The 19,009-nt window shown below is 69.9% G+C and carries 19 protein-coding genes; 12 read left to right on the top strand and 7 right to left on the bottom strand.

Annotation, left to right across the window (positions count from 1 at the left end; all coding sequences use genetic code 11):
• Positions 1-39: 39 nt before the first annotated feature.
• Positions 40-1,152 carry a LacI family DNA-binding transcriptional regulator gene (locus RLT59_RS25855; protein ID WP_311305610.1) on the bottom strand — a complete coding sequence of 371 codons (1,113 nt, stop codon included), beginning with the start codon at positions 1,150-1,152 and terminating at the stop codon, positions 40-42.
• A gap of 129 nt (positions 1,153-1,281) precedes the next feature.
• Between RLT59_RS25855 and RLT59_RS25860 the strand changes: the two genes are divergently transcribed.
• The 7 genes from RLT59_RS25860 (at position 1,282) to RLT59_RS25890 (ending at position 8,036) form a co-directional block, all read left to right on the top strand.
• Entirely contained in the window at positions 1,282-2,433 is a 1,152-nt protein-coding gene (locus RLT59_RS25860) for a Gfo/Idh/MocA family protein (protein WP_311305611.1), read from the top strand.
• Positions 2,430-3,575 (top strand): dihydrodipicolinate synthase family protein, encoded by a 1,146-nt coding sequence (locus tag RLT59_RS25865; RefSeq protein WP_311305612.1) that lies wholly within the window; start codon positions 2,430-2,432, stop codon positions 3,573-3,575. The genes RLT59_RS25860 and RLT59_RS25865 overlap by 4 nt, the downstream gene beginning before the upstream one ends.
• The gene (locus RLT59_RS25870) at positions 3,572-4,399 is read left to right on the top strand and encodes a sugar phosphate isomerase/epimerase family protein (RefSeq protein WP_311305613.1); all 828 of its coding nucleotides are present in this window, start codon (positions 3,572-3,574) and stop codon (positions 4,397-4,399) included. Before RLT59_RS25865 ends, RLT59_RS25870 begins: the two co-directional genes overlap by 4 nt.
• 276 nt (positions 4,400-4,675) lie before the next feature.
• Positions 4,676-6,151 carry a glycoside hydrolase family 76 protein gene (locus tag RLT59_RS25875; RefSeq protein ID WP_311305614.1) on the top strand — a complete coding sequence of 492 codons (1,476 nt, stop codon included), beginning with the start codon at positions 4,676-4,678 and terminating at the stop codon, positions 6,149-6,151.
• Between the two features lie 50 nt (positions 6,152-6,201).
• Complete coding sequence (locus RLT59_RS25880; protein ID WP_311305615.1) at positions 6,202-6,987, top strand: NPP1 family protein; 786 nt, start codon at positions 6,202-6,204, stop codon at positions 6,985-6,987.
• A 103-nt stretch (positions 6,988-7,090) separates the two neighbouring features.
• Positions 7,091-7,648, top strand: a complete 558-nt coding sequence (locus RLT59_RS25885) for an AAA family ATPase (protein WP_311307858.1) — start codon at positions 7,091-7,093, stop codon at positions 7,646-7,648.
• Positions 7,649-7,778: 130 nt separating this feature from the next.
• Positions 7,779-8,036, top strand: coding sequence for a hypothetical protein (locus tag RLT59_RS25890; protein WP_311305616.1), 258 nt, complete (start codon positions 7,779-7,781; stop codon positions 8,034-8,036).
• A 59-nt stretch (positions 8,037-8,095) separates the two neighbouring features.
• On the opposite strand, the gene RLT59_RS25895 is transcribed toward RLT59_RS25890, so the two are convergent.
• Both RLT59_RS25895 and RLT59_RS25900 read right to left on the bottom strand, forming a co-directional pair.
• On the bottom strand, positions 8,096-8,320 hold the full coding sequence (locus RLT59_RS25895; RefSeq protein ID WP_311305617.1) for a DUF397 domain-containing protein: 225 nt from the start codon (positions 8,318-8,320) through the stop codon (positions 8,096-8,098).
• A complete protein-coding gene (locus tag RLT59_RS25900; protein ID WP_311305618.1) occupies positions 8,307-9,131 on the bottom strand; it encodes a helix-turn-helix domain-containing protein in 825 nt (274 codons plus the stop codon). Before RLT59_RS25900 ends, RLT59_RS25895 begins: the two co-directional genes overlap by 14 nt.
• 191 nt (positions 9,132-9,322) lie before the next feature.
• On the opposite strand from RLT59_RS25900, the gene RLT59_RS25905 reads away from it, so the two are divergent.
• The 3 genes from RLT59_RS25905 to RLT59_RS25915 all read left to right on the top strand — a co-directional run bounded on the left by RLT59_RS25905 (position 9,323) and on the right by RLT59_RS25915 (position 10,770).
• Positions 9,323-9,646, top strand: a complete 324-nt coding sequence (locus RLT59_RS25905; RefSeq protein WP_311305619.1) for a hypothetical protein — start codon at positions 9,323-9,325, stop codon at positions 9,644-9,646.
• Positions 9,643-10,011: a hypothetical protein gene (locus RLT59_RS25910; protein ID WP_311305620.1), complete on the top strand. Its 369-nt coding sequence runs from the start codon at positions 9,643-9,645 to the stop codon at positions 10,009-10,011. Before RLT59_RS25905 ends, RLT59_RS25910 begins: the two co-directional genes overlap by 4 nt.
• Before the next feature lie 99 nt (positions 10,012-10,110).
• On the top strand, positions 10,111-10,770 hold the full coding sequence (locus tag RLT59_RS25915) for a hypothetical protein (protein WP_311305621.1): 660 nt from the start codon (positions 10,111-10,113) through the stop codon (positions 10,768-10,770).
• Between the two features lie 476 nt (positions 10,771-11,246).
• On the opposite strand, the gene RLT59_RS25920 is transcribed toward RLT59_RS25915, so the two are convergent.
• On the bottom strand, positions 11,247-11,792 hold the full coding sequence (locus RLT59_RS25920) for a hypothetical protein (protein ID WP_311305622.1): 546 nt from the start codon (positions 11,790-11,792) through the stop codon (positions 11,247-11,249).
• Positions 11,789-11,935 (bottom strand): hypothetical protein, encoded by a 147-nt coding sequence (locus RLT59_RS25925; protein ID WP_311305623.1) that lies wholly within the window; start codon positions 11,933-11,935, stop codon positions 11,789-11,791. Before RLT59_RS25925 ends, RLT59_RS25920 begins: the two co-directional genes overlap by 4 nt.
• Here RLT59_RS25925 and RLT59_RS25930 point away from each other — a divergent pair.
• On the top strand, positions 11,934-14,261 hold the full coding sequence (locus RLT59_RS25930; RefSeq protein WP_311305624.1) for an SF1B family DNA helicase RecD2: 2,328 nt from the start codon (positions 11,934-11,936) through the stop codon (positions 14,259-14,261). The two genes, RLT59_RS25925 and RLT59_RS25930, sit on opposite strands and share 2 nt — an antisense overlap.
• Positions 14,262-14,390: 129 nt before the next feature.
• On the top strand, positions 14,391-15,680 hold the full coding sequence (locus RLT59_RS25935; protein ID WP_311305625.1) for a citrate synthase: 1,290 nt from the start codon (positions 14,391-14,393) through the stop codon (positions 15,678-15,680).
• A gap of 517 nt (positions 15,681-16,197) precedes the next feature.
• Here RLT59_RS25935 and RLT59_RS25940 read toward each other — a convergent pair.
• The gene (locus RLT59_RS25940; RefSeq protein ID WP_311305626.1) at positions 16,198-18,570 is read right to left on the bottom strand and encodes a heavy metal translocating P-type ATPase; all 2,373 of its coding nucleotides are present in this window, start codon (positions 18,568-18,570) and stop codon (positions 16,198-16,200) included.
• Positions 18,571-18,681: 111 nt separating this feature from the next.
• A complete protein-coding gene (locus RLT59_RS25945; RefSeq protein WP_311305627.1) occupies positions 18,682-18,990 on the bottom strand; it encodes a heavy-metal-associated domain-containing protein in 309 nt (102 codons plus the stop codon).
• Between the last annotated feature and the right edge of the window lie 19 nt (positions 18,991-19,009).

The raw sequence follows: 19,009 nt of genomic DNA on the forward strand, positions 1-19,009 counted from the left end.
GGCATGGGGGCACCGCCCCCATCTTTCTGCCCCTGGCGCTCACCCCAACCGTGGTACCGCCGTGGAGCCCCGCACCATCAGCTCCGCCGGGATCGTCGCGATGCCGCCGGGCGGCGGGGCCTCCTTGCCCATCGCCAGCCGGCCCGCCCGCGCCCCCGCCTCGAAGAGCGGCAGCCGTACGGTCGTCAGGGCCGGGACCACGTCCACCGAGAACGGCAGATCGTCGAAGCCGGCCACCGAGATGTCCTCGGGAATGCGCAGGCCGCGGTCGCGGATCGCCGCGGCGGCACCCAGTGCCACCGTGTCGTTCGCGGCGACGACGGCCGTGATCCCCGGTTCGCGGCGCAGGAGTTCGACGGTGGCGTCGTAGCCGGAGCGGCGGTCGTAGGAGCCGTGCACGGTGAGGCGCTCCCCGGCACGGGAACCCCCGCCCCTGGCCGCAGCAGCACCGCCGTCCCCGTCTTCGTACAGCCCCGCCGCCCTCATCGCCTCGCGGTGGCCCTCCAGGCGGTGGCGGGTCGTGGTCCGCTCCAGCGGTCCCGCCGCGTAGCCGATGCTCCGGTGGCCCAGCGAGATCAGGTGCTCGGTGAGCCGCCGGCCGCCGCCCCGGTTGTCGAAGGCGAGCGCGGCCAGGACCGATTCGCCGTCCGGCAGCGGGGGCCGCCCGCACAGGACCACCCTGGTCCCGGCGTCCGCGAGCTTCGCCAGCTTCGCGGACATCGCGGCCCGGTGCGCCGGGTCCTCCACCGCGCCGCCGGTGAGGACGACGGCGGCGGCGCGCTGGCGCTGGAGCAGGGTCAGGTAGGTGAGCTCGCGTTCCGGGGAGCCGCCGGTGTTGCAGACGATCGCGAGCTTCTCGCCGCCCGCCCGGCCGGAACCGTCGCCCGGACCGCCGATCTCCGACTGCGCGGCGCCCGCCATGATCCCGAAGAACGGGTCCGCGATGTCGTTGACCAGGATGCCGATCAGGTCGGAGGTGGCGGCCGCGAGTGAGCTGGCGGGCCCGTTCAGCACGTAGTCCAGGTCGTCCACCGCACGCAGGACCCGCTCCCGAGTGGACGCGGCCACCGGGTAGTTGCCGTTCAGCACACGGGACACCGTGGCCGGTGACACCCGGGCGCGAGCCGCCACGTCCGCCAGGGTGACTGTCATCGAGATTCCTCCGGGGGAGTGATGAGGGGAGAGGTCCAATCGGTGGGCCCCTCTTGTCCGGGCCGCTGTCGGCAGGCTAGCGTCACCCACGATAGAAAGCGCTTGCTGCGAGTGTATGGAGGAACTTTCGTGACACGCAGGACAGTGCGCATCGCCATGAACGGCGTCACGGGTCGCATGGGATACCGGCAGCACCTGGTGCGCTCGGTCCTCGCGATCAGGGAGCAGGGCGGCCTCGACCTCGGCAACGGCGACGTGCTCTGGCCCGAGCCGGTCCTCGTCGGCCGCCGGGCCCACGCCCTGGAGGCGCTTGCCGAGCAGCACGGCCTCACCGAGTGGTCGACCGACCTCGACGCGGTGCTCGCGGACGAGACGATCGACATCTACTTCGACGCCCAGGTCACCTCGGCACGCGTCGAGGCGATCAAGAAGGCCATCGCGGCGGGCAAGCACATCTACACCGAGAAGCCCACCGCCACCGACGTCGAGGGCGCCCTGGAGCTGGCCCGGCTCGCCCGGGACGCCGGCATCAAGCACGGCGTCGTCCAGGACAAGATCTTCCTGCCGGGCCTGCTGAAGCTGAAGCGGCTGATCGACGGCGGCTTCTTCGGGGAGATCCTCTCCGTGCGCGGCGAGTTCGGCTACTGGGTCTTCGAGGGCGACTGGCAGGAGGCCCAGCGCCCGTCCTGGAACTACCGCGCGGAGGACGGCGGCGGCATCGTCGTCGACATGTTCCCGCACTGGGAGTACGTGCTCCACGAGCTGTTCGGCCGGGTCACCACCGTCCAGGCGCACGTCCAGACGCACATCCCCCAGCGCTGGGACGAGCACGGCAAGCCGTACGCCGCGACCGCCGACGACGCCGCGTACGGCATCTTCCAGCTGGAGAGCGGCGCCGTCGCGCAGATCAACTCCTCCTGGACGGTGCGCGTCAACCGCGACGAGCTGGTCGAGTTCCAGGTCGACGGCACCCACGGCTCCGCCGTCGCGGGGCTGCGCAACTGCCGCGTCCAGCACCGCTCGGCCACCCCCAAGCCGGTGTGGAACCCCGACCTCCCGGCCACCGAGTCCTTCCGCGACCAGTGGCAGGAAGTCCCCGACAACACGGTCTTCGACAACGGCTTCAAGGCCCAGTGGGAGCTGTTCCTGCGCCACATCGTGCTGGACGAGCCCTACACCTGGGACCTGATGGCGGGTGCGCGCGGCGTCCAGCTCGCGGAGCTCGGCCTCAAGTCCTCGGCGGACGGCCGTCGCTTCGACGTCCCGGAGCTGAGCCTGTGACCATCCACCTCCCGCAGGGGCCGTACGAGCCCTGCACCACCCCCCTCGACCTCGCGCCCGGCGGGGCACCCCTGGCCTCCCGTACGGTCTTCTCGGCCGCCCACGTCGTGGCCGACCCGTACGCGGACGTCAGCCCCGACTCCCCGGCCGCCGTCGACTGGGACGCCACCCTCGCCTTCCGCCGCCACCTCTGGTCGCACGGCCTCGGCGTCGCGGAGGCCATGGACACCGCGCAGCGCGGCATGGGCCTGGACTGGGCCGGTGCCGCCGAGCTGATCCGCCGCTCGGCGGCGGAGGCCAGGTCCGTCGGCGGCGCGATCGCCTGCGGCGTCGGCACCGACCAGCTCCCGCCCGGCCCCGCCTCGCTGGCCGAGGTCCGGTCCGCGTACGAGGAACAGCTCGCCCTGGTCGAGGAGAGCGGGGCGCAGGCCATCCTGATGGCCTCGCGCGCCCTCGCGGCGGCGGCGAAGGGCCCGCAGGACTACCTGGAGACGTACGCCCATCTGCTGCGCCAGGCCACCGAACCGGTCGTGCTGCACTGGCTCGGCCCGATGTTCGACCCCGCGCTGGAGGGCTACTGGGGCTCCGCCGACCTCGACCGGGCCACCGAGACCTTCCTCCAGGTCATCGCGGAACACCCCGACAAGGTCGACGGCATCAAGATCTCCCTCCTCGACGCGGAGCGCGAGATCGACGTCCGCCGCCGGCTGCCGGGCGGGGTGCGGTGCTACACCGGGGACGACTTCAACTACCCCGAGCTGATCGCCGGCGACGACCGGGGCTTCAGCCACGCGCTGCTCGGCATCTTCGACCCGCTCGGCCCGCTGGCCGCGCACGCGGTCCGGGTCCTGGACACCGGCGACATCAAGGGATTCCGCGAACTCCTGGACCCGACGGTCGAGCTGTCCCGCCACCTCTTCCGGTCGCCGACCCGCTACTACAAGACGGGCGTGGTGTTCCTCGCCTGGCTGGCCGGTCACCAGGACCACTTCACGATGGTGGGCGGCCTCCAGTCGGCCCGCTCGCTGCCGCATCTGGCGAAGGCGTACGAACTGGCCGACCGGCTGGGCCTGTTCCCCGATCCGGAACTGGCGGAGTCCCGGATGCGCGCGCTCCTCACGGTCAACGGAGGCACCCGATGAGCGATGGTCGTCTCTCCATCAACCAGGAGACCATCAAGCAGTGGTCGCTGCCGGAGCTGACCGAGGGCTGTGTGAAGGCGGGCATCGACAAGGTCGGCCTGTGGCGAGCCCCCGTCCAGGAGTACGGCGTGGAGGCGACGGCCCGCCTCCTCTCCGACGCGGGCCTGTCCGTCACCAGCCTCTGCCGGGGCGGTTTCCTCACCGCCCTCGACCCGGCCGAGCGCACCCGCGCCCTGGACGACAACCGCGCGGCGCTCGACGAGGCGGCGGGCCTCTCCACGGACACCCTGGTGCTGGTCTCCGGCGGCCTCCCGGCCGGATCCAAGGACCTCTACGGCGCCCGCGAGCGCATCGCGGACGCCCTGGGTGAGCTGGCCCCGTACGCGGCCGAGCGCGGCGTGCGCCTGGCGATCGAACCGCTGCACCCGATGTTCGCCTCCGACCGCTGCGTGGTCTCCACCCTGTCCCAGGCCCTGGACCTCGCGGAACGCTTCCCGGCGGACCAGGTCGGGGTCGTCGTCGACACGTACCACCTCTGGTGGGACGACCAGGCACCGGCCCAAATCGCCCGCGCGGGCGCGGGCGGCCGCATCCACTCCTTCCAGCTCGCCGACTGGATCACCCCGCTCCCGGCGGGCGTGCTGGTCGGCCGGGGCCAACTGGGCGACGGCTGCGTGGACTTCCGCGCCTTCCGTACGGCGGTCGAGGCCACCGGATTCGACGGCCCGATCGAGGTGGAGATCTTCAACGAGGAGCTGTGGGCCCGCGACGGCTCGGAGGTCCTGGCGGAGGTCGCCGCCCGGTACGTGGAGCACGCCTGCTGAACGGGCGCCCGGGGCCCTGCCGCGCGGCCGGGCCCCGGGCGATTCGGACCTGCCGTCAGGTGCGGAGGGGCGGCAGTCGGGGCGTGCCCCGGCGAGGGCCTGCGGCGGGCATGGGCCCTTGGGCCCCCCGGGCCCAAATTCCGGGCCCATAGACGTTGTTGACCTGCACTTTTGTCAGCCGATGCCGCTCCGTGCCCTTGACGCGGAGTCGGCGGGACCGGTTCTCTGGCGCCGAGCCACCCCCCACCCCTCATCGGACCCGCCGGAGGACTCCCGATGCTCCTCGTCCCCTCTCGCCGCCGCGCGAGAAACACCCTGCTGTCCTCGTCCCTCGCCGCCGTGCTGGCTTTCGGCGCGCTCTCCGTCGCCGGGCAGGCCGGTGCCTCGGCCGCCACGCAGCTCTGCAACAAGTACTGCGATGCCCGAGACCCCGCGAACGCCGCCGGCGACCGGGTCCCCGTCACCGCCTCCCTCTACGGGCGCTCCATCGCCCTTCACCTCTCCGACAACGATGTCATGGGCTGGGCCTCCATCGACAAGGGCTCGGCGGGCGACCAGGTCTGGCTGGACCGCTCCTTCGACGGCGGACGCACCTGGTCCTCCGGCAGCAAGCTCGGCACCACCGCCGTCCCCTCCGGCCGGACCGGCTGGCGCTCGCAGATGTACAACGTCGACGACTGGAACACAGGCGGCATCGGAGCCCTCCGCGCCTGCGGCAAGGCCGGCGACCGGGCGGAGATCTCCTGCACCGGCTGGGCCCGTGTCGACTGGAACGCCGGCAGCCGGAGCACGGCGGCGGCGACCGCCCTGATGATGAACTACAACCGCGGCTCGGGGAAGTTCGCCGGCTGGTGGACCTCGGCCACCGCGCTCACCTCGGTGATCGACAACATCCGGATCAGCCACATGCCGAGCTACAAGTACGCCATCTCCACCACGTACGAGAAGCTCATCGGCGCGGAGGGCGGCGACTTCACCAACTCCTATCTGGATGACACCGGCTGGTGGGGCCTGGCCTGGGTCGCGGCGTACGACCTGACCGGCGAGAAGCGCTACCTGGACACCGCCCGCAAGGACGCCGACCACATGGCCTCCTACTGGACGTCCAAGTGCGGCGGCGGGGTGCAGTGGGCGACCGACAAGGCCTACAAGAACGCCATCACCAACGAGCTGTACATCCAGCTCAGCGCCGCGCTGCACAACCGGATCGGCGGTGACACCGCCTACCTCCAGCGCGCGAAGGACGGGTGGAACTGGTTCAAGGGCAGCGGCCTGATCAACTCCGGCAACACGGTCAACGACGGCCTGAAGGACGACTGCTCCAACAACGGCGACACGACCTGGACGTACAACCAGGGCGTGATCCTCGCCGGCCTGGCCGAACTCAACCGGGCCACCGGCGACGCGTCGTACCTGGACAGCGCCCGCACCCTGGCCGACACCTCCACCTCCTCCGGCTACCTCAACCCGGGCGGCACGCTCCACGAGCCGTACGAGCCGGACGGGACAGGGTGCACGTCGAACGGCGACTCGTTCAAGGGGGCCTACGCCAGGGGGCTCGGACTCCTCAACAAGGCCCTCCCGGACCACCCGTACAGCGCCTATCTGGACCGCCAGGCGGACACCGCGTACGCCAAGAACCGCAACAGCCTGGACCAGTACGGCCCCCACTGGGCCGGCCCCCGCAAGGACCTGGGCAACGGCTGCCAGCACAGCGCGCTCGACCTGCTGAACGCGGCCCAGGACAGCTGACGTCCTGCCTGCCCCCTCCACCCCCCCCACGCACGCCCGAAGGAATCACCATGCCCGACATACGACCTGCCCGGCGAGGACACACCCTGCGCCGCGGCCTGACCGTCACCTTGTCCGCCCTCACCCTGGTCCTGGGCGGCGCCGCCCTGGCCCACGCGGCGCCGCCGCCGGCCCTCCCCGGCAACGCGGACGAGCTGGACCGCACATTCCAGCCCGCCGTGGACTACGACAAGGACGGCTGCTACGCCACCTCCGCCATCGGCCCCGACGGCACGATCAACCCCGGCCTCAAGCTGGGCGGCGCGGTGAACGGCAACTGCCGTGACCTGTCCGACCTGCAGAGCAGCAACACCTATTCCCGCTCCAAGTGCGACAACGGCTGGTGCGCCGTCCTCTACACGTACTACTTCGAGAAGGACCAGGTGGCGGACGGTGGCCTCTTCGGCGGCCACCGGCACGACTGGGAACACGTCGTGGTGTGGGTCCACGACAACAAGGCGGAGTACGTGGCGACTTCGGCGCACGGAGGCTTCAAGGTCCACAAGGCGGCCGACGTTCCCTTCGACGGCACGCACCCCAAGGTCGTCTACCACAAGGACGGGGCCAGCACCCACTGCTTCCGCAAGGCCACCGCCAAGGACGAACCCCCGGAGAACCACCTCGGCGTCTGGCACTACGCCCCTCTGGTCGGCTGGAACGGCTACCCGGAGGGCCTGCGCGAGAAGCTGGTGTCGGCGGACTTCGGCAAGGCGACGATCGGCATCAGGGACGACCGCTTCGTCGACCAGCTGACGAAGGCGCTGCCTGAGGGCGTGCCGTTCAACCCGGGGAGCTGAGCGGGCCGGGACACAAGTACCCGCTCCGCCTGGGGCAGGGACCGGCTCGTCCTGCCGGCTCCTGCCCCATTCCGCCACTTCCGGGGCTTTCCGCCTCAAGCAGATTCACGATGCCTTCGGCGACGAAGCGTTCAGCGGAGACGACGGCGAGGGCGGCCCCAGCCTTCTCCGCGTACCCGGTGTTGTCATCATCGATGAGATCGACGCTCACCTCCATGTCTCCTGGCAGCGCCGCATCGGCCCCTGGCTGACCGAACACTTCCCCAACATCCAGTTCATCGTGACGACCCACAGCCCCTACATCTGCCAAGCGGCCGATCCGGGCGGTCTGATCCGTCTGCCGGGCGTGGAAGAGGACGCGGCACCCGAAGTCGTCCCGGAGGACCTGTACGAACGCGTGGTCTACGGCAGCGGTGACGACGCGGTCCTCTCCGACCTCTTCGGGCTCGACACGCCGTACTCCGAGCAGGCCGAGCGCCGCCGTGCGGAGTTCGTGGCGCTGGAGTCTCTGGTGTACGAGGGGGACACCTCCCCGGCAACGATTGAGCGCTATAAGAAGCTCAAGGAACTGCTCACCAGCTCACCAGCCGCGCGGGTCCACGAGATGTCCGCCCAACTCCACCGCCTCTCCGAAGAGATCGGGGACGGCGAGGCGGAGTGATCCGGCTGGAACGGGCTCCGCTGCCCCCGGACACGGCGGCGCACCTCACTACGTACACCGAGCAGACCGTCGAGGCAGACCGCAGGGTGACGCCTGCATAGCCGTGTTCGGGCTCAACGACCGTGGCGTTTTGGTCGATGGACGCAGAACAGCGTACGGAACCGCCAAACAGTCGGTGGAGCTGTGGCGCATCGCCACCGACAAGGGGCAGCACGGCAGGGCGGCGGAGATCGTCCGGGTGGCCTGGAACCGTCCGCTCGCGGACGTGCTGGTGGCGATGTTCCACCAAGCCCCGCATCGCGCAGCGGAGTTGTTCCTCGGCGAGGAGGAGACCCTGGGGCTGCTGCGCGACCGGGACCTGCGAGCGGAGTTCCTGTCCCGCACGTGAAAGCGGCTCGGCGGCCCCGGCCGAGTCACGCTGGCGGGACCGCCCCATGCAGGGTCCGATCAGGCGGAGAGACGCTCGTTCTTGAGCGCGGTGACGAACGAGGACCAGCCGTCTGCGGAGAAGACCACGGCCGGACCGTCGGCGGCCTTGCTGTCGCGGACGGGGACGGTGGCGTGGCCGCGGGCGACCTCAAGGCACTCGCCCTGATTCCCGCCGCTGTAGGTGGACTTGAACCAGCCCGTGAGGGTGGACGCGTCCGCGATGCTCCGCCTACTGCTGACCATGTTCGTGCTCCTCCGCTGCGGCCCGCACACGGGCCACCGACTCCTGGTGCGACAACGCATCGCCCAGAGCGAGATCGTAGGCCGTGCGACTGAACGCCACCAAGCGTGGATCATCCATCAGGTTGCCTGTCTGGAAGGCTTCGACGTACGCCACCGGCGCGGAATCGGAGAAGCTCATCAGTGTCAGCAGGCTCTGCTGAAGAGAGTGAGCTCCGGCCTCGAACGGCAGCACGTGCAGTCGCAGCCGTCCTGCTGCGGCAAGATCCGCGATCTTCCGCAGCTGCGCGGCCATCACCTGTGAGCCACCGACCCGCCGCCGCAGCACGGCCTCGTCCAGTAGCGTCCACACCACTGGATTCAACGGGCCGTCGAGTACGCGGGCACGTTCCGTTCGAATGACGACCTCCTTGTCAATATCCTCCTTGCGGTGGTTGGGGCGGTACGCCTCGAACAGGGCACGCGCGTAGTCGTCCGTCTGCAACAGGCCAGGCACAAGTGTCAATGCGAACTGCTGGATGAGAACCGCCTGCTGTTCCAGCTCCGCCACGGCCGCGAAGTTTTCGTCGTACTTCGTCTCCAGGTCCTCCAGCCACCGCTCGAAGAACCCGTCCGTCCCCAGCGCCTGGTCGATCCGCCGCGCATCCTCCGGACTGGGCAGCCGCCGCCCCGCCTCGTAGTGGCTGATGAGAGTCGGTGAGCAGACCACCATCTCGCTCAGGGCCTCCTGCGTCAGCCCCGCTGCCACACGCCGTAACCGCAGCTCCTCGCCGTACTTCTGCCTCGGCGTGCGCGGCCCCTGCTTCGTGCCCATGTGCTCCAACTCCCCGTCTTGACGGACGCGCTGTCATCCCCGACCCCCTGGCAGCGTAGCGACGAACGACCCCACTCTGTGATGAGTTCGCTACGGAAAGAAGCGGAGACCTCGAACGAGGAATCCGAGAGACCCCCGCGACCGACGCAACCGGTCCGGGGGCATGGTCACCCCCCAGAAAGCAGGCTGACATGAAGCACGCTATCGCCCGGCTGCTGAAGCCGGTACGGCTCTTGCTGGTCTCCGTACGGCGTCGACGGCACCCGCTCGACCCGTACGCCTACGTCTACCCCTACTCCTGTGCCTACGTCGGCGGGCCGACGGCCTACCGCACCGGCGAGCGCCCTCCGCGTGGCGAGGACAGTCCGTTGGTGCGCCCGTACTTCGTGGCGCACGAGCGTCAGGTGGCCGAGCGGCGCGCCGCCGAGGCGAGGCGGCTGCGCATCCGTCGCGAGGGACTGAGGGTCGCCGTGCGCGGCCTGCACCTCGGCCACGTGGGCGGAGTGTCGGCATGAGGACGAGCAATGAACACGCCGACTGCGCCGAGGCCCCCGCGATGCGGCTGTTGCCGTGGACGGGCGAGGGCGGGAAGCCCTGCTACGTCTTGGGCGACGGCACCGGCTACGTGTCGCGCACGGCCGACAACGTGGAATGCGTCCAACTCGGCATGGCGGACGAACTCCTCGGCCACGCCGCCGACCTGCTGGCCGACGGGGAAGTCACCGGGCCGCAGATCCGCTTCCTCGCCGGCAGGCTGACCGAGTCGCTGGGGCAGGTCCTGCGTGTCGCGCAGAGCCGTGGTTCACGACTCGATGCGGCACTTCCGGACCGGTTCGAGGAACGTCCTGCGGAGCATGAACCGGACGCAGACGCTCCGTGAGCCGGCAATCGGCTTGACGAGTCCCCCTGCTGTCGCCAAACCTGTTGACGCGGTTCAGCACCGACGGATGAGGTTTTCCGACAGTACGGGGGCTCCAGGATGGCCATTCCCAGGCCGACCACCAGCCAGTTCGAGGCATTCACCACGAACATGGCCTATGCGCGCAAGATGGTGGACGCGGGGCGCTATCTTGCGCCCTTCCAGCCGGCGACGGTGGACGTGGACGACTTCTACCGCGCGGCCTGGGTGCAGGCGGTGGCGGCCATCGACCACTGGTTCCACGAGGAGCTGTACCGTCGCGTGGCCGAACTGGCCGCCATGGACAGCCCCGACATGCCGCAGCGGCTCCGGAACTACGAGATTCCGCTCCACCGGGTCGAAGCGGTGCGGCGTGGTGACATCGAGCTGGCCGAGGCCGTCGTCGAGCATGTCAAGGATCAGTGGGCCAACGCCTCGCTCCAGAACCCGGGGAAGATCTCCGAAGCGCTGAAGATGGTCACCGACGCGAACATCTGGCAGGGCGCGGCCAAGCAGATCAGTACGTGGCACGGCAACCGCACCACGTACACCGAGAAGACGCTCAAGAAGCAGTACGTCGCCATCACGGACCGTCGCAACAGAATCGCGCACGACGCGGACCTGACGGACGGCGATCTCAAGCAGCGGCGTCCCATCACCGAGCACGACGTCACGGACGCGATCAACTGGATCGACCGCATCGCCCTGGCCGTGGCGTCCGTACTCGACGCGGCGGAGTAGAGCGCAGGGCCGCCTCGACCGCGTCCCCGGTCCGGCCGGCACCCCGAGGACGGGAGCCCGGGGCCGGCAGTTCCGACGGCGGCCGAGACCGACGGCAAGCTGCACATCGTGGTGCCTGCGCAGCGGTCACGGAGCACCCGGCCCGAGGGAAGCGTGAAGGAGGCCCAGGAGCCTGCGCGAGGCCCGCGAGGCAAAGAAGTTGCCCGGTCGTGCAACCGTTCCGCGCCCTGCCGGGCCGTATCCAGCGTCGCCACCCCGGTCAGCCCCGGCTCCACCTCGGGCGGGGGTGCCTCCTCGGTGGCGGTGACCGTCTCGCCGGCGAACCGCCGCGCGCCCTCCGCATCCGTGTCCAGCAGCCCGGCGACCTCATGGAGCCCGTCGTCGCCCAGCTCGTTCAGAACGTCCTTCCGCGCGGATTCATCGCTCGTACGAAGAGCGCTACGACGCACGCCCGATGTCGGCATTCCCGCCGCACATCAGCCGTCCTGGCCGTCGAAGGCCCGGTACCCGGGGACGTACTCGAACGGCTCCCGCAGCGTGCGCGTCCGCTCCCGCCGGGCCTCCCGGAAGTGGCTGACCCAGGTGATCGTGTTCGCCACCACCGACACGGCCACGATGAAGAAGTAGATCCCCGCCGGGTGCCACACCGAGCCGAGCGAGGAGTAGGCCCAGCCGCCGGCTGCGAGGACGGTGTCGCCGGTGCCGGCCGACAAGGAGTGGATCGTGCCGGAGCCGCTGCTCCCGTCGGCGAACTGCCACCACCCCTGGCAGGACGAGGCCGGGCCCGTGATGCCGCCGCCCTTGACGCACGGCCCTTCGCCGACGACCGTCGCGGACCTCCCCGCGAACAGCACGTACAGGGCCGAACGGAAGGGCAGCGCCAGGACGGCGCAGATCGCCAGGGGAGCCCCGAAGATCACCAGCCACTCCTGGACGGTCGGCCGATTCGGCGGCGCCTCGGGGAGCACCTCCGCACTCTCGTCCGGGCCGTCGTTGTCCGCGCCTTCGTCGTCCGTACTCATACCGTCGCCCCCACTACCGCGTCGTCGTGGTTCACTCCGTTGCCCTTTCCGACGGCGGGGCGGGCACCGCCGGTTCCCGCGAGGGCGTCGGGCCGGCCGGCGGACGGCGCGATGTCGGCGCCGCCCGGTACCGTCACGGGCATGTCCTCCACGCCTTCCACGTCCTCCACACCGAACCTGGCCGTCCTGGAAGGCGTGCTCGAACGGATCACGTACGCCAACGAGGAGAACGGGTACACGGTCGCGCGCGTCGACACCGGGCGCGGGAGCAACGACCTGCTGACCGTCGTCGGCTCGCTGCTCGGGGCGCAGCCCGGTGAGTCGCTGCGGATGGAAGGGCGTTGGAGCTCGCACTCCCAGTACGGCAAGCAGTTCACCGTCGAGAACTACACGACGATCCTGCCGGCCACGATCCAGGGCATCCGGCGCTATCTCGGCTCCGGGCTGATCAAGGGCATCGGCCCCGTCATGGCCGACCGGATCACCACCCACTTCGGCGTCGACACCCTCGACATCATCGAGCAGCAGCCGAAGAGGCTCGTGGAGGTCCCCGGCCTCGGTCCGAAGCGGACGAAGATGATCGCCGCCGCCTGGGAGGAGCAGAAGGCGATCAAGGAGGTCATGGTCTTCCTCCAGGGCGTCGGTGTCTCGACCTCGATCGCCGTCCGCATCTACAAGAAGTACGAGGACGCCTCGATCTCCGTCGTGAAGAACCAGCCCTACCGGCTGGCCGCCGACGTCTGGGGCATCGGCTTCCTCACCGCCGACAAGATCGCCCAGGCGGTCGGCATCCCGCACGACAGCCCGGAACGGGTCAAGGCCGGGCTCCAGTACGCGCTGTCGCAGTCCACGGACCAGGGCCACTGCTTCCTGCCCGAGGAGCGGCTGATCGCGGACGCGGTGAAGCTGCTCCAGGTGGACACCGGGCTTGTCATCGAGTGCCTCGCCGAACTGGCCGAGGACCCGGAGGGCGTCGTACGGGAGAAGGTGCCCTCGCCCGAGGGCGGCGAGCCGGTCACCGCCGTCTATCTGGTGCCCTTCCACCGGGCCGAGATCGCGCTCGCCGCCCAGGTGCGGCGGCTGCTGCGGACGCCGGAGGAGCGGATGCCGGCCTTCGGGGGCGTGGACTGGGACAAGGCCCTGAAGTGGCTCGCGGGCCGCACCGGCGCGACCCTGGCGCCGGAGCAGGAGGCCGCCGTGCGCCTCGCGCTCAGCCGGAAGGTCGCCGTGCTGACGGGCGGGCCGGGCTGCGGGAAGTCGTTCACCGTCCGGTCCATCGTGGAGCTGGCGCGCGCCAAGAAGGCCAAGGTGGTGCTGGCCGCGCCGACCGGGCGGGCGGCCAAGCGGCTCTCCGAGCTGACGGGGGCCGAGGCCTCCACCGTGCACCGGCTGCTCGAACTGAAACCGGGCGGCGACGCGGCGTACGACCGGGACCGCCCGCTGGACGCCGATCTGGTCGTCGTGGACGAGGCGTCGATGCTCGATCTGCTGCTCGCCAACAAGCTCGTCAAGGCGGTGGCACCCGGTGCCCATCTGCTGCTCGTCGGGGACGTGGACCAGCTGCCGTCGGTCGGCGCGGGGGAGGTGCTGCGGGATCTGCTGGCCGACGGCGGGCCCGTCCCGGCGGTCCGGCTGACCACCATCTTCCGCCAGGCCCAGCAGTCCGGCGTCGTCACCAACGCCCACCGGATCAACTCCGGTATCCCGCCGCTCACCCAGGGGCTCAGCGACTTCTTCCTCTTCGTGGCGGACGAGACGGAGGACGCCGGGGTGCTCGCGGTGGACGTGGCGGCCCGCCGTATCCCGGCCAAGTTCGGACTGAACCCGCGCCGCGACGTCCAGGTGCTGGCCCCGATGCACCGTGGCCCGGCCGGTGCGGGCCATCTCAACGGTCTGCTCCAGCAGGCGATCACGCCCGGCCGCCCGGATCTGCCCGAGAAGCGGTTCGGCGGCCGGGTGTTCCGGGTGGGCGACAAGGTCACCCAGATCCGCAACAACTACGACAAGGGCGAGAACGGCGTCTTCAACGGCACCGTCGGCGTGGTCACCGCCCTCGACGTCGACGAGCAGAAGCTGACCGTGCTCACGGACGAGGACGAGGAGATCGGCTACGACTTCGACGAGCTCGACGAGCTGGCGCACGCGTACGCCATGACGATCCACCGCTCCCAGGGCAGCGAGTACCCGGCAGTCGTCATCCCCGTGACGAAGAGCGCCTGGATGATGCTCCAGCGGAACCTGCTCTACACGGCTGTGACGCGGGCGAAGAAGCTCGTCGTCCTGGTCGGCTCGCGGCAGGCGATCGGGCAGGCGGTCCGCACGGTTTCCGCAGGCAGGCGTTGCACAGCGCTGGATTACCGGCTGCGGGGAGGTGTGGAAGGAGGATCTGCCGAAAAAATGATCGATCAAATCGGTGGGAAACATCACGGAGGTCTTCCGGAACCGCAGCCAAGGGGGCAGGATGAATAAGTTCGCGGCACTCAGTGCCGCGAGTAGGTCCAATGGACGACCCCGAGTGCACTCTCCTGAGCCAAATGGGGGAGGGTGGAGACAGTCAGGGAACCTCGAAGAAGAGGCACTACGTCGGTGAGGGATGACGTGAGCGACAACTCTGTAGTACTGCGGTACGGCGATGACGAGTACACCTACCCGGTGATCGACAGCACCGTCGGCGACAAGGGCTTCGACATCGGGAAGCTCCGGGCGAACACCGGCCTGGTGACGCTGGACAGCGGATACGGCAACACCGCTGCCTATAAATCCGCCATCACCTACCTCGATGGCGAGCAGGGCATCCTGCGGTACCGCGGCTTCCCGATCGAGCAGCTCGCCGAGCAATCGACGTTCCTCGAAGTCGCGTACACGCTCATCAACGGTGAGCTTCCGAAGGTCGACGAGCTGTCGACCTTCAAGAACGAGATCACCCAGCACACGCTGCTGCACGAGGACGTCAAGCGGTTCTTCGACGGCTTCCCGCGCGACGCCCACCCGATGGCCATGCTGTCCTCGGTCGTCAGCGCGCTGTCCACGTTCTACCAGGACAGCCACAACCCGTTCGACGAGGAGCAGCGTCACCTCTCGACGATCCGGCTGCTGGCCAAGCTGCCGACCATCGCGGCGTACGCGTACAAGAAGTCGATCGGCCACCCGTTCGTCTACCCGCGCAACGACCTCGGTTACGTCGAGAACTTCCTGCGCATGACCTTCTCGGTCCCGGCCCAGGAGTACGTGCCGGACCCGGTCGTCGTCTCGGCGCTGGAGAAGCTGCTCATCCTGCACGCGGACCACGAGCAGAACTGTTCGACCTCCACCGTGCGTCTGGTCGGCTCCTCGCAGGCGAACATGTTCGCCTCGATCTCCGCCGGTATCTCGGCGCTGTGGGGCCCCCTGCACGGTGGCGCCAACCAGTCCGTGCTGGAGATGCTGGAAGGCATCCAGGCCAACGGCGGCGATGTCGACTCCTTCATCCGCAAGGTGAAGAACAAGGAGGACGGCGTCCGCCTGATGGGCTTCGGCCACCGGGTGTACAAGTCCTTCGACCCGCGCGCCAAGATCATCAAGGCCGCGGCCCACGATGTGCTGTCCTCGCTCGGCAAGTCCGACGAGCTGCTCGACATCGCGCTCAAGCTGGAGGAGCACGCGCTCTCCGACGAGTACTTCGTCTCGCGCAACCTCTACCCCAACGTGGACTTCTACACCGGTCTGATCTACCGGGCCATGGGCTTCCCGAGCGAGATGTTCACGGTGCTCTTCGCGATCGGCCGGCTGCCGGGCTGGATCGCCCAGTGGCACGAGATGATCAAGGAGCCGGGTTCCCGCATCGGCCGCCCGCGCCAGATCTACACCGGCGAGGTCCTGCGCGACTTCGTTCCGGTCGAGGGCCGCTGAGCCCCGGACCACCCCTGCCTCACCCCCGGCCCTCCCGGCCGGTTGCCTTCGCCCCGACTGCCGCGCTTTCGCACAGAGCGCGGTGTCCGGGGCGATTTGCTTTCCCGGGCCGGGCGGGACGCGGCGCGGGCCGGGCCGGACATGCGAGAAGCGCCCCACCGTCGATCCCCCCACGGGCCGACAGCGAGGCGCTTCCCATATCCCGGAGCGGATTCCCCCCACGGGATCCGGCCGGGCGTTCAGTGGGAGCCGAAGCTCCTGGGTTCCTCGGATGCTGCGTGTCCTGCGCATACCTCTTGTACAGCCTGCCTGCCGGCGGTCTGCCGGGGTACGTACCGACGGGAGGGCCGCTCAAAGCTCCCCGGTGCACGTGCCCCGGCCAACGCTTGCCCGGAGCGTCCCCCAAGACTCTCCGTCGGACGTCCCCCAAGACATCCTTTGGCATCGCACTCTTAGACTCGCGAACCCACCGAATGGTTACCTCTGAATCGGTGTGATCTAGATCTCTTTGTGGGCGTTACGTGAAGGACCTCAAGCGCAGGCTGTTCGTTACGACGAAGACTGATGAGAACGCCATCGCCGCTCCTGCGATCATAGGGTTGAGCAGGCCAAACGCCGCAAGGGGTAGAGCGGCAACGTTGTAACCGAATGCCCAGAAAAGGTTGCCCCTGATGGTGGCAAGGGTACGCCGGGAGAGCCGGATGGCATCGGCGGCCACCTTGAGATCTCCACGAACCAGGGTCAGATCGCTCGCCTCGATCGCCGCGTCTGTGCCGGTTCCCATCGCCAGACCGAGATCGGCGGTGGCCAGTGCGGCGGCGTCGTTGACCCCGTCCCCGACCATCGCGACCGCACGTCCCTCGGCCTGCAACCGCTCGATGACGTGCGCCTTTTCCTCGGGAAGCACCTCGGCCCTCACCTCGTCGATCCCGACCGCACGGGCCACGGACTGAGCCACCGCCCGGTTGTCGCCGGTCAGCAGGATCGGTGTCAGGCCGAGTGCGCGCAGGTCCGCGACGGCCGCCGCGCTGGATTCCTTGACCGTGTCGGCGACTTCGAGGACGCCCCGCGCCTCACCGTCCCAGGCGACCGCGACCGCCGTACGTCCTTGCGCGGCCGCTTCCGTCAGAGCCGCGATCAGCACATCCGGAAGGTCGATTCCGGCTTCGGTGAGCAGCCGGGGGCGGCCGACGAGCACCTTGTGGCCCTCGACGACGCCCTGGACGCCGAGGCCGGGGATGTTGCTGAAGTTCTCGGGGGTGGGGAGGGGAGTGGTGGTGCGTTCGGTGGCTCCGGTGGCGACGGCCTGGGCGATGGGGTGTTCGGAGGCGTGTTCCAGGGCTCCGGCGAGGCGCAGGATGTCGGTTTCTGTGGTGTCGGGGGTGGTGTGGACGGACTGGAGGGTCATTTTGCCGGTGGTGACGGTGCCGGTCTTGTCGAGGACGATGGTGTCGACGCGGCGGGTGGTCTCCAGGACTTCGGGGCCCTTGATGAGGATGCCGAGCTGGGCGCCGCGTCCGGTGCCGACCATGAGGGCGGTCGGGGTGGCGAGGCCGAGGGCGCAGGGGCAGGCGATGATCAGTACGGCGACGGCGGCGGTGAAGGCGGCCGTCACGTCGTCCGTCGCCAGCAGCCAGGCGATCAGGGTGGCCAGGGCGATCAGCATGACCACGGGGACGAACACCGCCGAGATCCGGTCCGCGAGCCGCTGCACCTCGGCCTTGCCGTTCTGCGCGTCCTCCACCAGCTTCGCCATCCGGGCCAGCTGGGTGTCGGCGCCGACCCTGGTGGCCTCGACGACGAGCCGGCCGGAGACGTTCACGGTGGCGCCGGTGACGGAGTCCCCGGCCACCACGTCGACCGGGACGGACTCGCCGGTGAGCATGGACGCGTCCACCGCGGAAGTGCCCTCGACGACCGTGCCGTCGGTGGCGACCTTCTCGCCGGGCCGGACCACGAAGCGGTCCCCGACCGTGAGCCGGTCGACCGGGACGCGTACCTCGGTGCCGTCGCGCAGCACCGCGACGTCCTTGGCGCCCAGGTGCATCAGGGCCCGCAGCGCGGAACCGGCCTTCCGCTTGGACTTCGCCTCCAGGTAGCGGCCCAGCAGGATGAACGTGACGACTCCGGCGGCCACCTCCAGATAGATCGTGGAGGGGCCCTCCGTGCGCGAGACCGTGAAGTCGAAGCCGTGCCGCATGCCGGGCATTCCGGCGTCGCCGAGGAACAGCGCCCAGAGCGACCAGCCGAAGGCGGCGAGGGTGCCGACCGAGACGAGGGTGTCCATGGTGGCCGCGCCGTGCCGGAGGTTGGTCCAGGTCGCCCGGTGGAAGGGCAGCCCGCCCCAGACGACGACGGGGGCGGCCAGGGTGAGCGAGAGCCACTGCCAGTTGTCGAACTGGAGGGCCGGGATCATCGCGAGCAGGACGACGGGCACGGCGAGGACGGCCGACACGACGAGCCGCTGACGCAGCGAGGCGAGGGCGGTGCCGGGCTCGGGGACGGGGGCGGGATCGGGAGCGGTGCCGGGGTCAGCTGTCTCCGGCTTCTCGGGTGTCGGTGCTGTGTCTTGGCTCGGAGGGGCTGGTGCCGGTGCTGGTGCCGGTGTGGGCGTTGCTGCTGGTGCCTTGGCCGGGGCGGCGCGGTGGAGCGGTTCCGCCGTGTAGCCCGTCTTCCGGACGGTCGCGATCAGATCCGCGACGCCGGTCCCGGGTCCGTAGTGGACCCGGGCCTTCTCGGTGGCGTAGTTGACGGTGGCGGTGACCCCGTCCATCCGGTTCAGCTTCTTCTCGACGCGGGCCGCGCAGGAGGCGCAGGTCATCCCGCCGATCATGAACTCGGCCTCCGAGCTCTCCGCTGCCGGGGCTTCGGTCTCTGTCGCGCTGTGCATGTCCGAACTCCTGAAACGCCGACCGGGCCGTACCCCACCAGTATCTGCTGGTCGGTCCGGCCCGGCGGCGAGGGGGTGATGCGGTGGAGTGGAAGGTGGGGGTTCCGGCGGTCAGGCCTGGCCGGTGAGCTCGTAACCGGCCTCGTCGACGGCGGCGCGTACGGCCTCCTCGTCCAGCGGGGCCCCGGAGGTCACCGTCACCTGGCCGGTGGACGCCACCGCCTTCACCGAGGTGACGCCCTCGATTCCGGAGATCTCCTCCGAAACGGCGCCCTCGCAGTGTCCGCAGGTCATGCCGGTGACCTGGTAGACCGTGGTCACGCCGCCCTGCTTCGCGTCGGCGCTCGCGCCGTCGTGGCAGGAGCCGCTGGGGGAGCAGCAGGAGCCGGTCGCCTGGGGGAGCTGGGTCTCGGCGGTCATCGTTTTCTCCTCTTCGACG

Source organism: Streptomyces sp. ITFR-6 (assembly GCF_031844725.1).
GTDB lineage: Bacteria > Actinomycetota > Actinomycetes > Streptomycetales > Streptomycetaceae > Streptomyces.

What these genes read in the sequence shown, in the direction of transcription:
- RLT59_RS25855 (WP_311305610.1), bottom strand. Translation starts at nt 1,152, where the DNA reads ATGACAGTCACCCTGGCGGACGTGGCGGCTCGCGCCCGGGTGTCACCG.
- RLT59_RS25870 (WP_311305613.1), top strand. Translation starts at nt 3,572, where the DNA reads ATGAGCGATGGTCGTCTCTCCATCAACCAGGAGACCATCAAGCAGTGG.
- RLT59_RS25875 (WP_311305614.1), top strand. Translation starts at nt 4,676, where the DNA reads ATGCTCCTCGTCCCCTCTCGCCGCCGCGCGAGAAACACCCTGCTGTCC.
- RLT59_RS25880 (WP_311305615.1), top strand. Translation starts at nt 6,202, where the DNA reads ATGCCCGACATACGACCTGCCCGGCGAGGACACACCCTGCGCCGCGGC.
- RLT59_RS25895 (WP_311305617.1), bottom strand. Translation starts at nt 8,320, where the DNA reads ATGGTCAGCAGTAGGCGGAGCATCGCGGACGCGTCCACCCTCACGGGC.
- RLT59_RS25900 (WP_311305618.1), bottom strand. Translation starts at nt 9,131, where the DNA reads ATGGGCACGAAGCAGGGGCCGCGCACGCCGAGGCAGAAGTACGGCGAG.
- RLT59_RS25905 (WP_311305619.1), top strand. Translation starts at nt 9,323, where the DNA reads ATGAAGCACGCTATCGCCCGGCTGCTGAAGCCGGTACGGCTCTTGCTG.
- RLT59_RS25910 (WP_311305620.1), top strand. Translation starts at nt 9,643, where the DNA reads ATGAGGACGAGCAATGAACACGCCGACTGCGCCGAGGCCCCCGCGATG.
- RLT59_RS25915 (WP_311305621.1), top strand. Translation starts at nt 10,111, where the DNA reads ATGGCCATTCCCAGGCCGACCACCAGCCAGTTCGAGGCATTCACCACG.
- RLT59_RS25920 (WP_311305622.1), bottom strand. Translation starts at nt 11,792, where the DNA reads ATGAGTACGGACGACGAAGGCGCGGACAACGACGGCCCGGACGAGAGT.
- RLT59_RS25930 (WP_311305624.1), top strand. Translation starts at nt 11,934, where the DNA reads ATGTCCTCCACGCCTTCCACGTCCTCCACACCGAACCTGGCCGTCCTG.
- RLT59_RS25925 (WP_311305623.1), bottom strand. Translation starts at nt 11,935, where the DNA reads ATGCCCGTGACGGTACCGGGCGGCGCCGACATCGCGCCGTCCGCCGGC.
- RLT59_RS25940 (WP_311305626.1), bottom strand. Translation starts at nt 18,570, where the DNA reads ATGCACAGCGCGACAGAGACCGAAGCCCCGGCAGCGGAGAGCTCGGAG.
- RLT59_RS25945 (WP_311305627.1), bottom strand. Translation starts at nt 18,990, where the DNA reads ATGACCGCCGAGACCCAGCTCCCCCAGGCGACCGGCTCCTGCTGCTCC.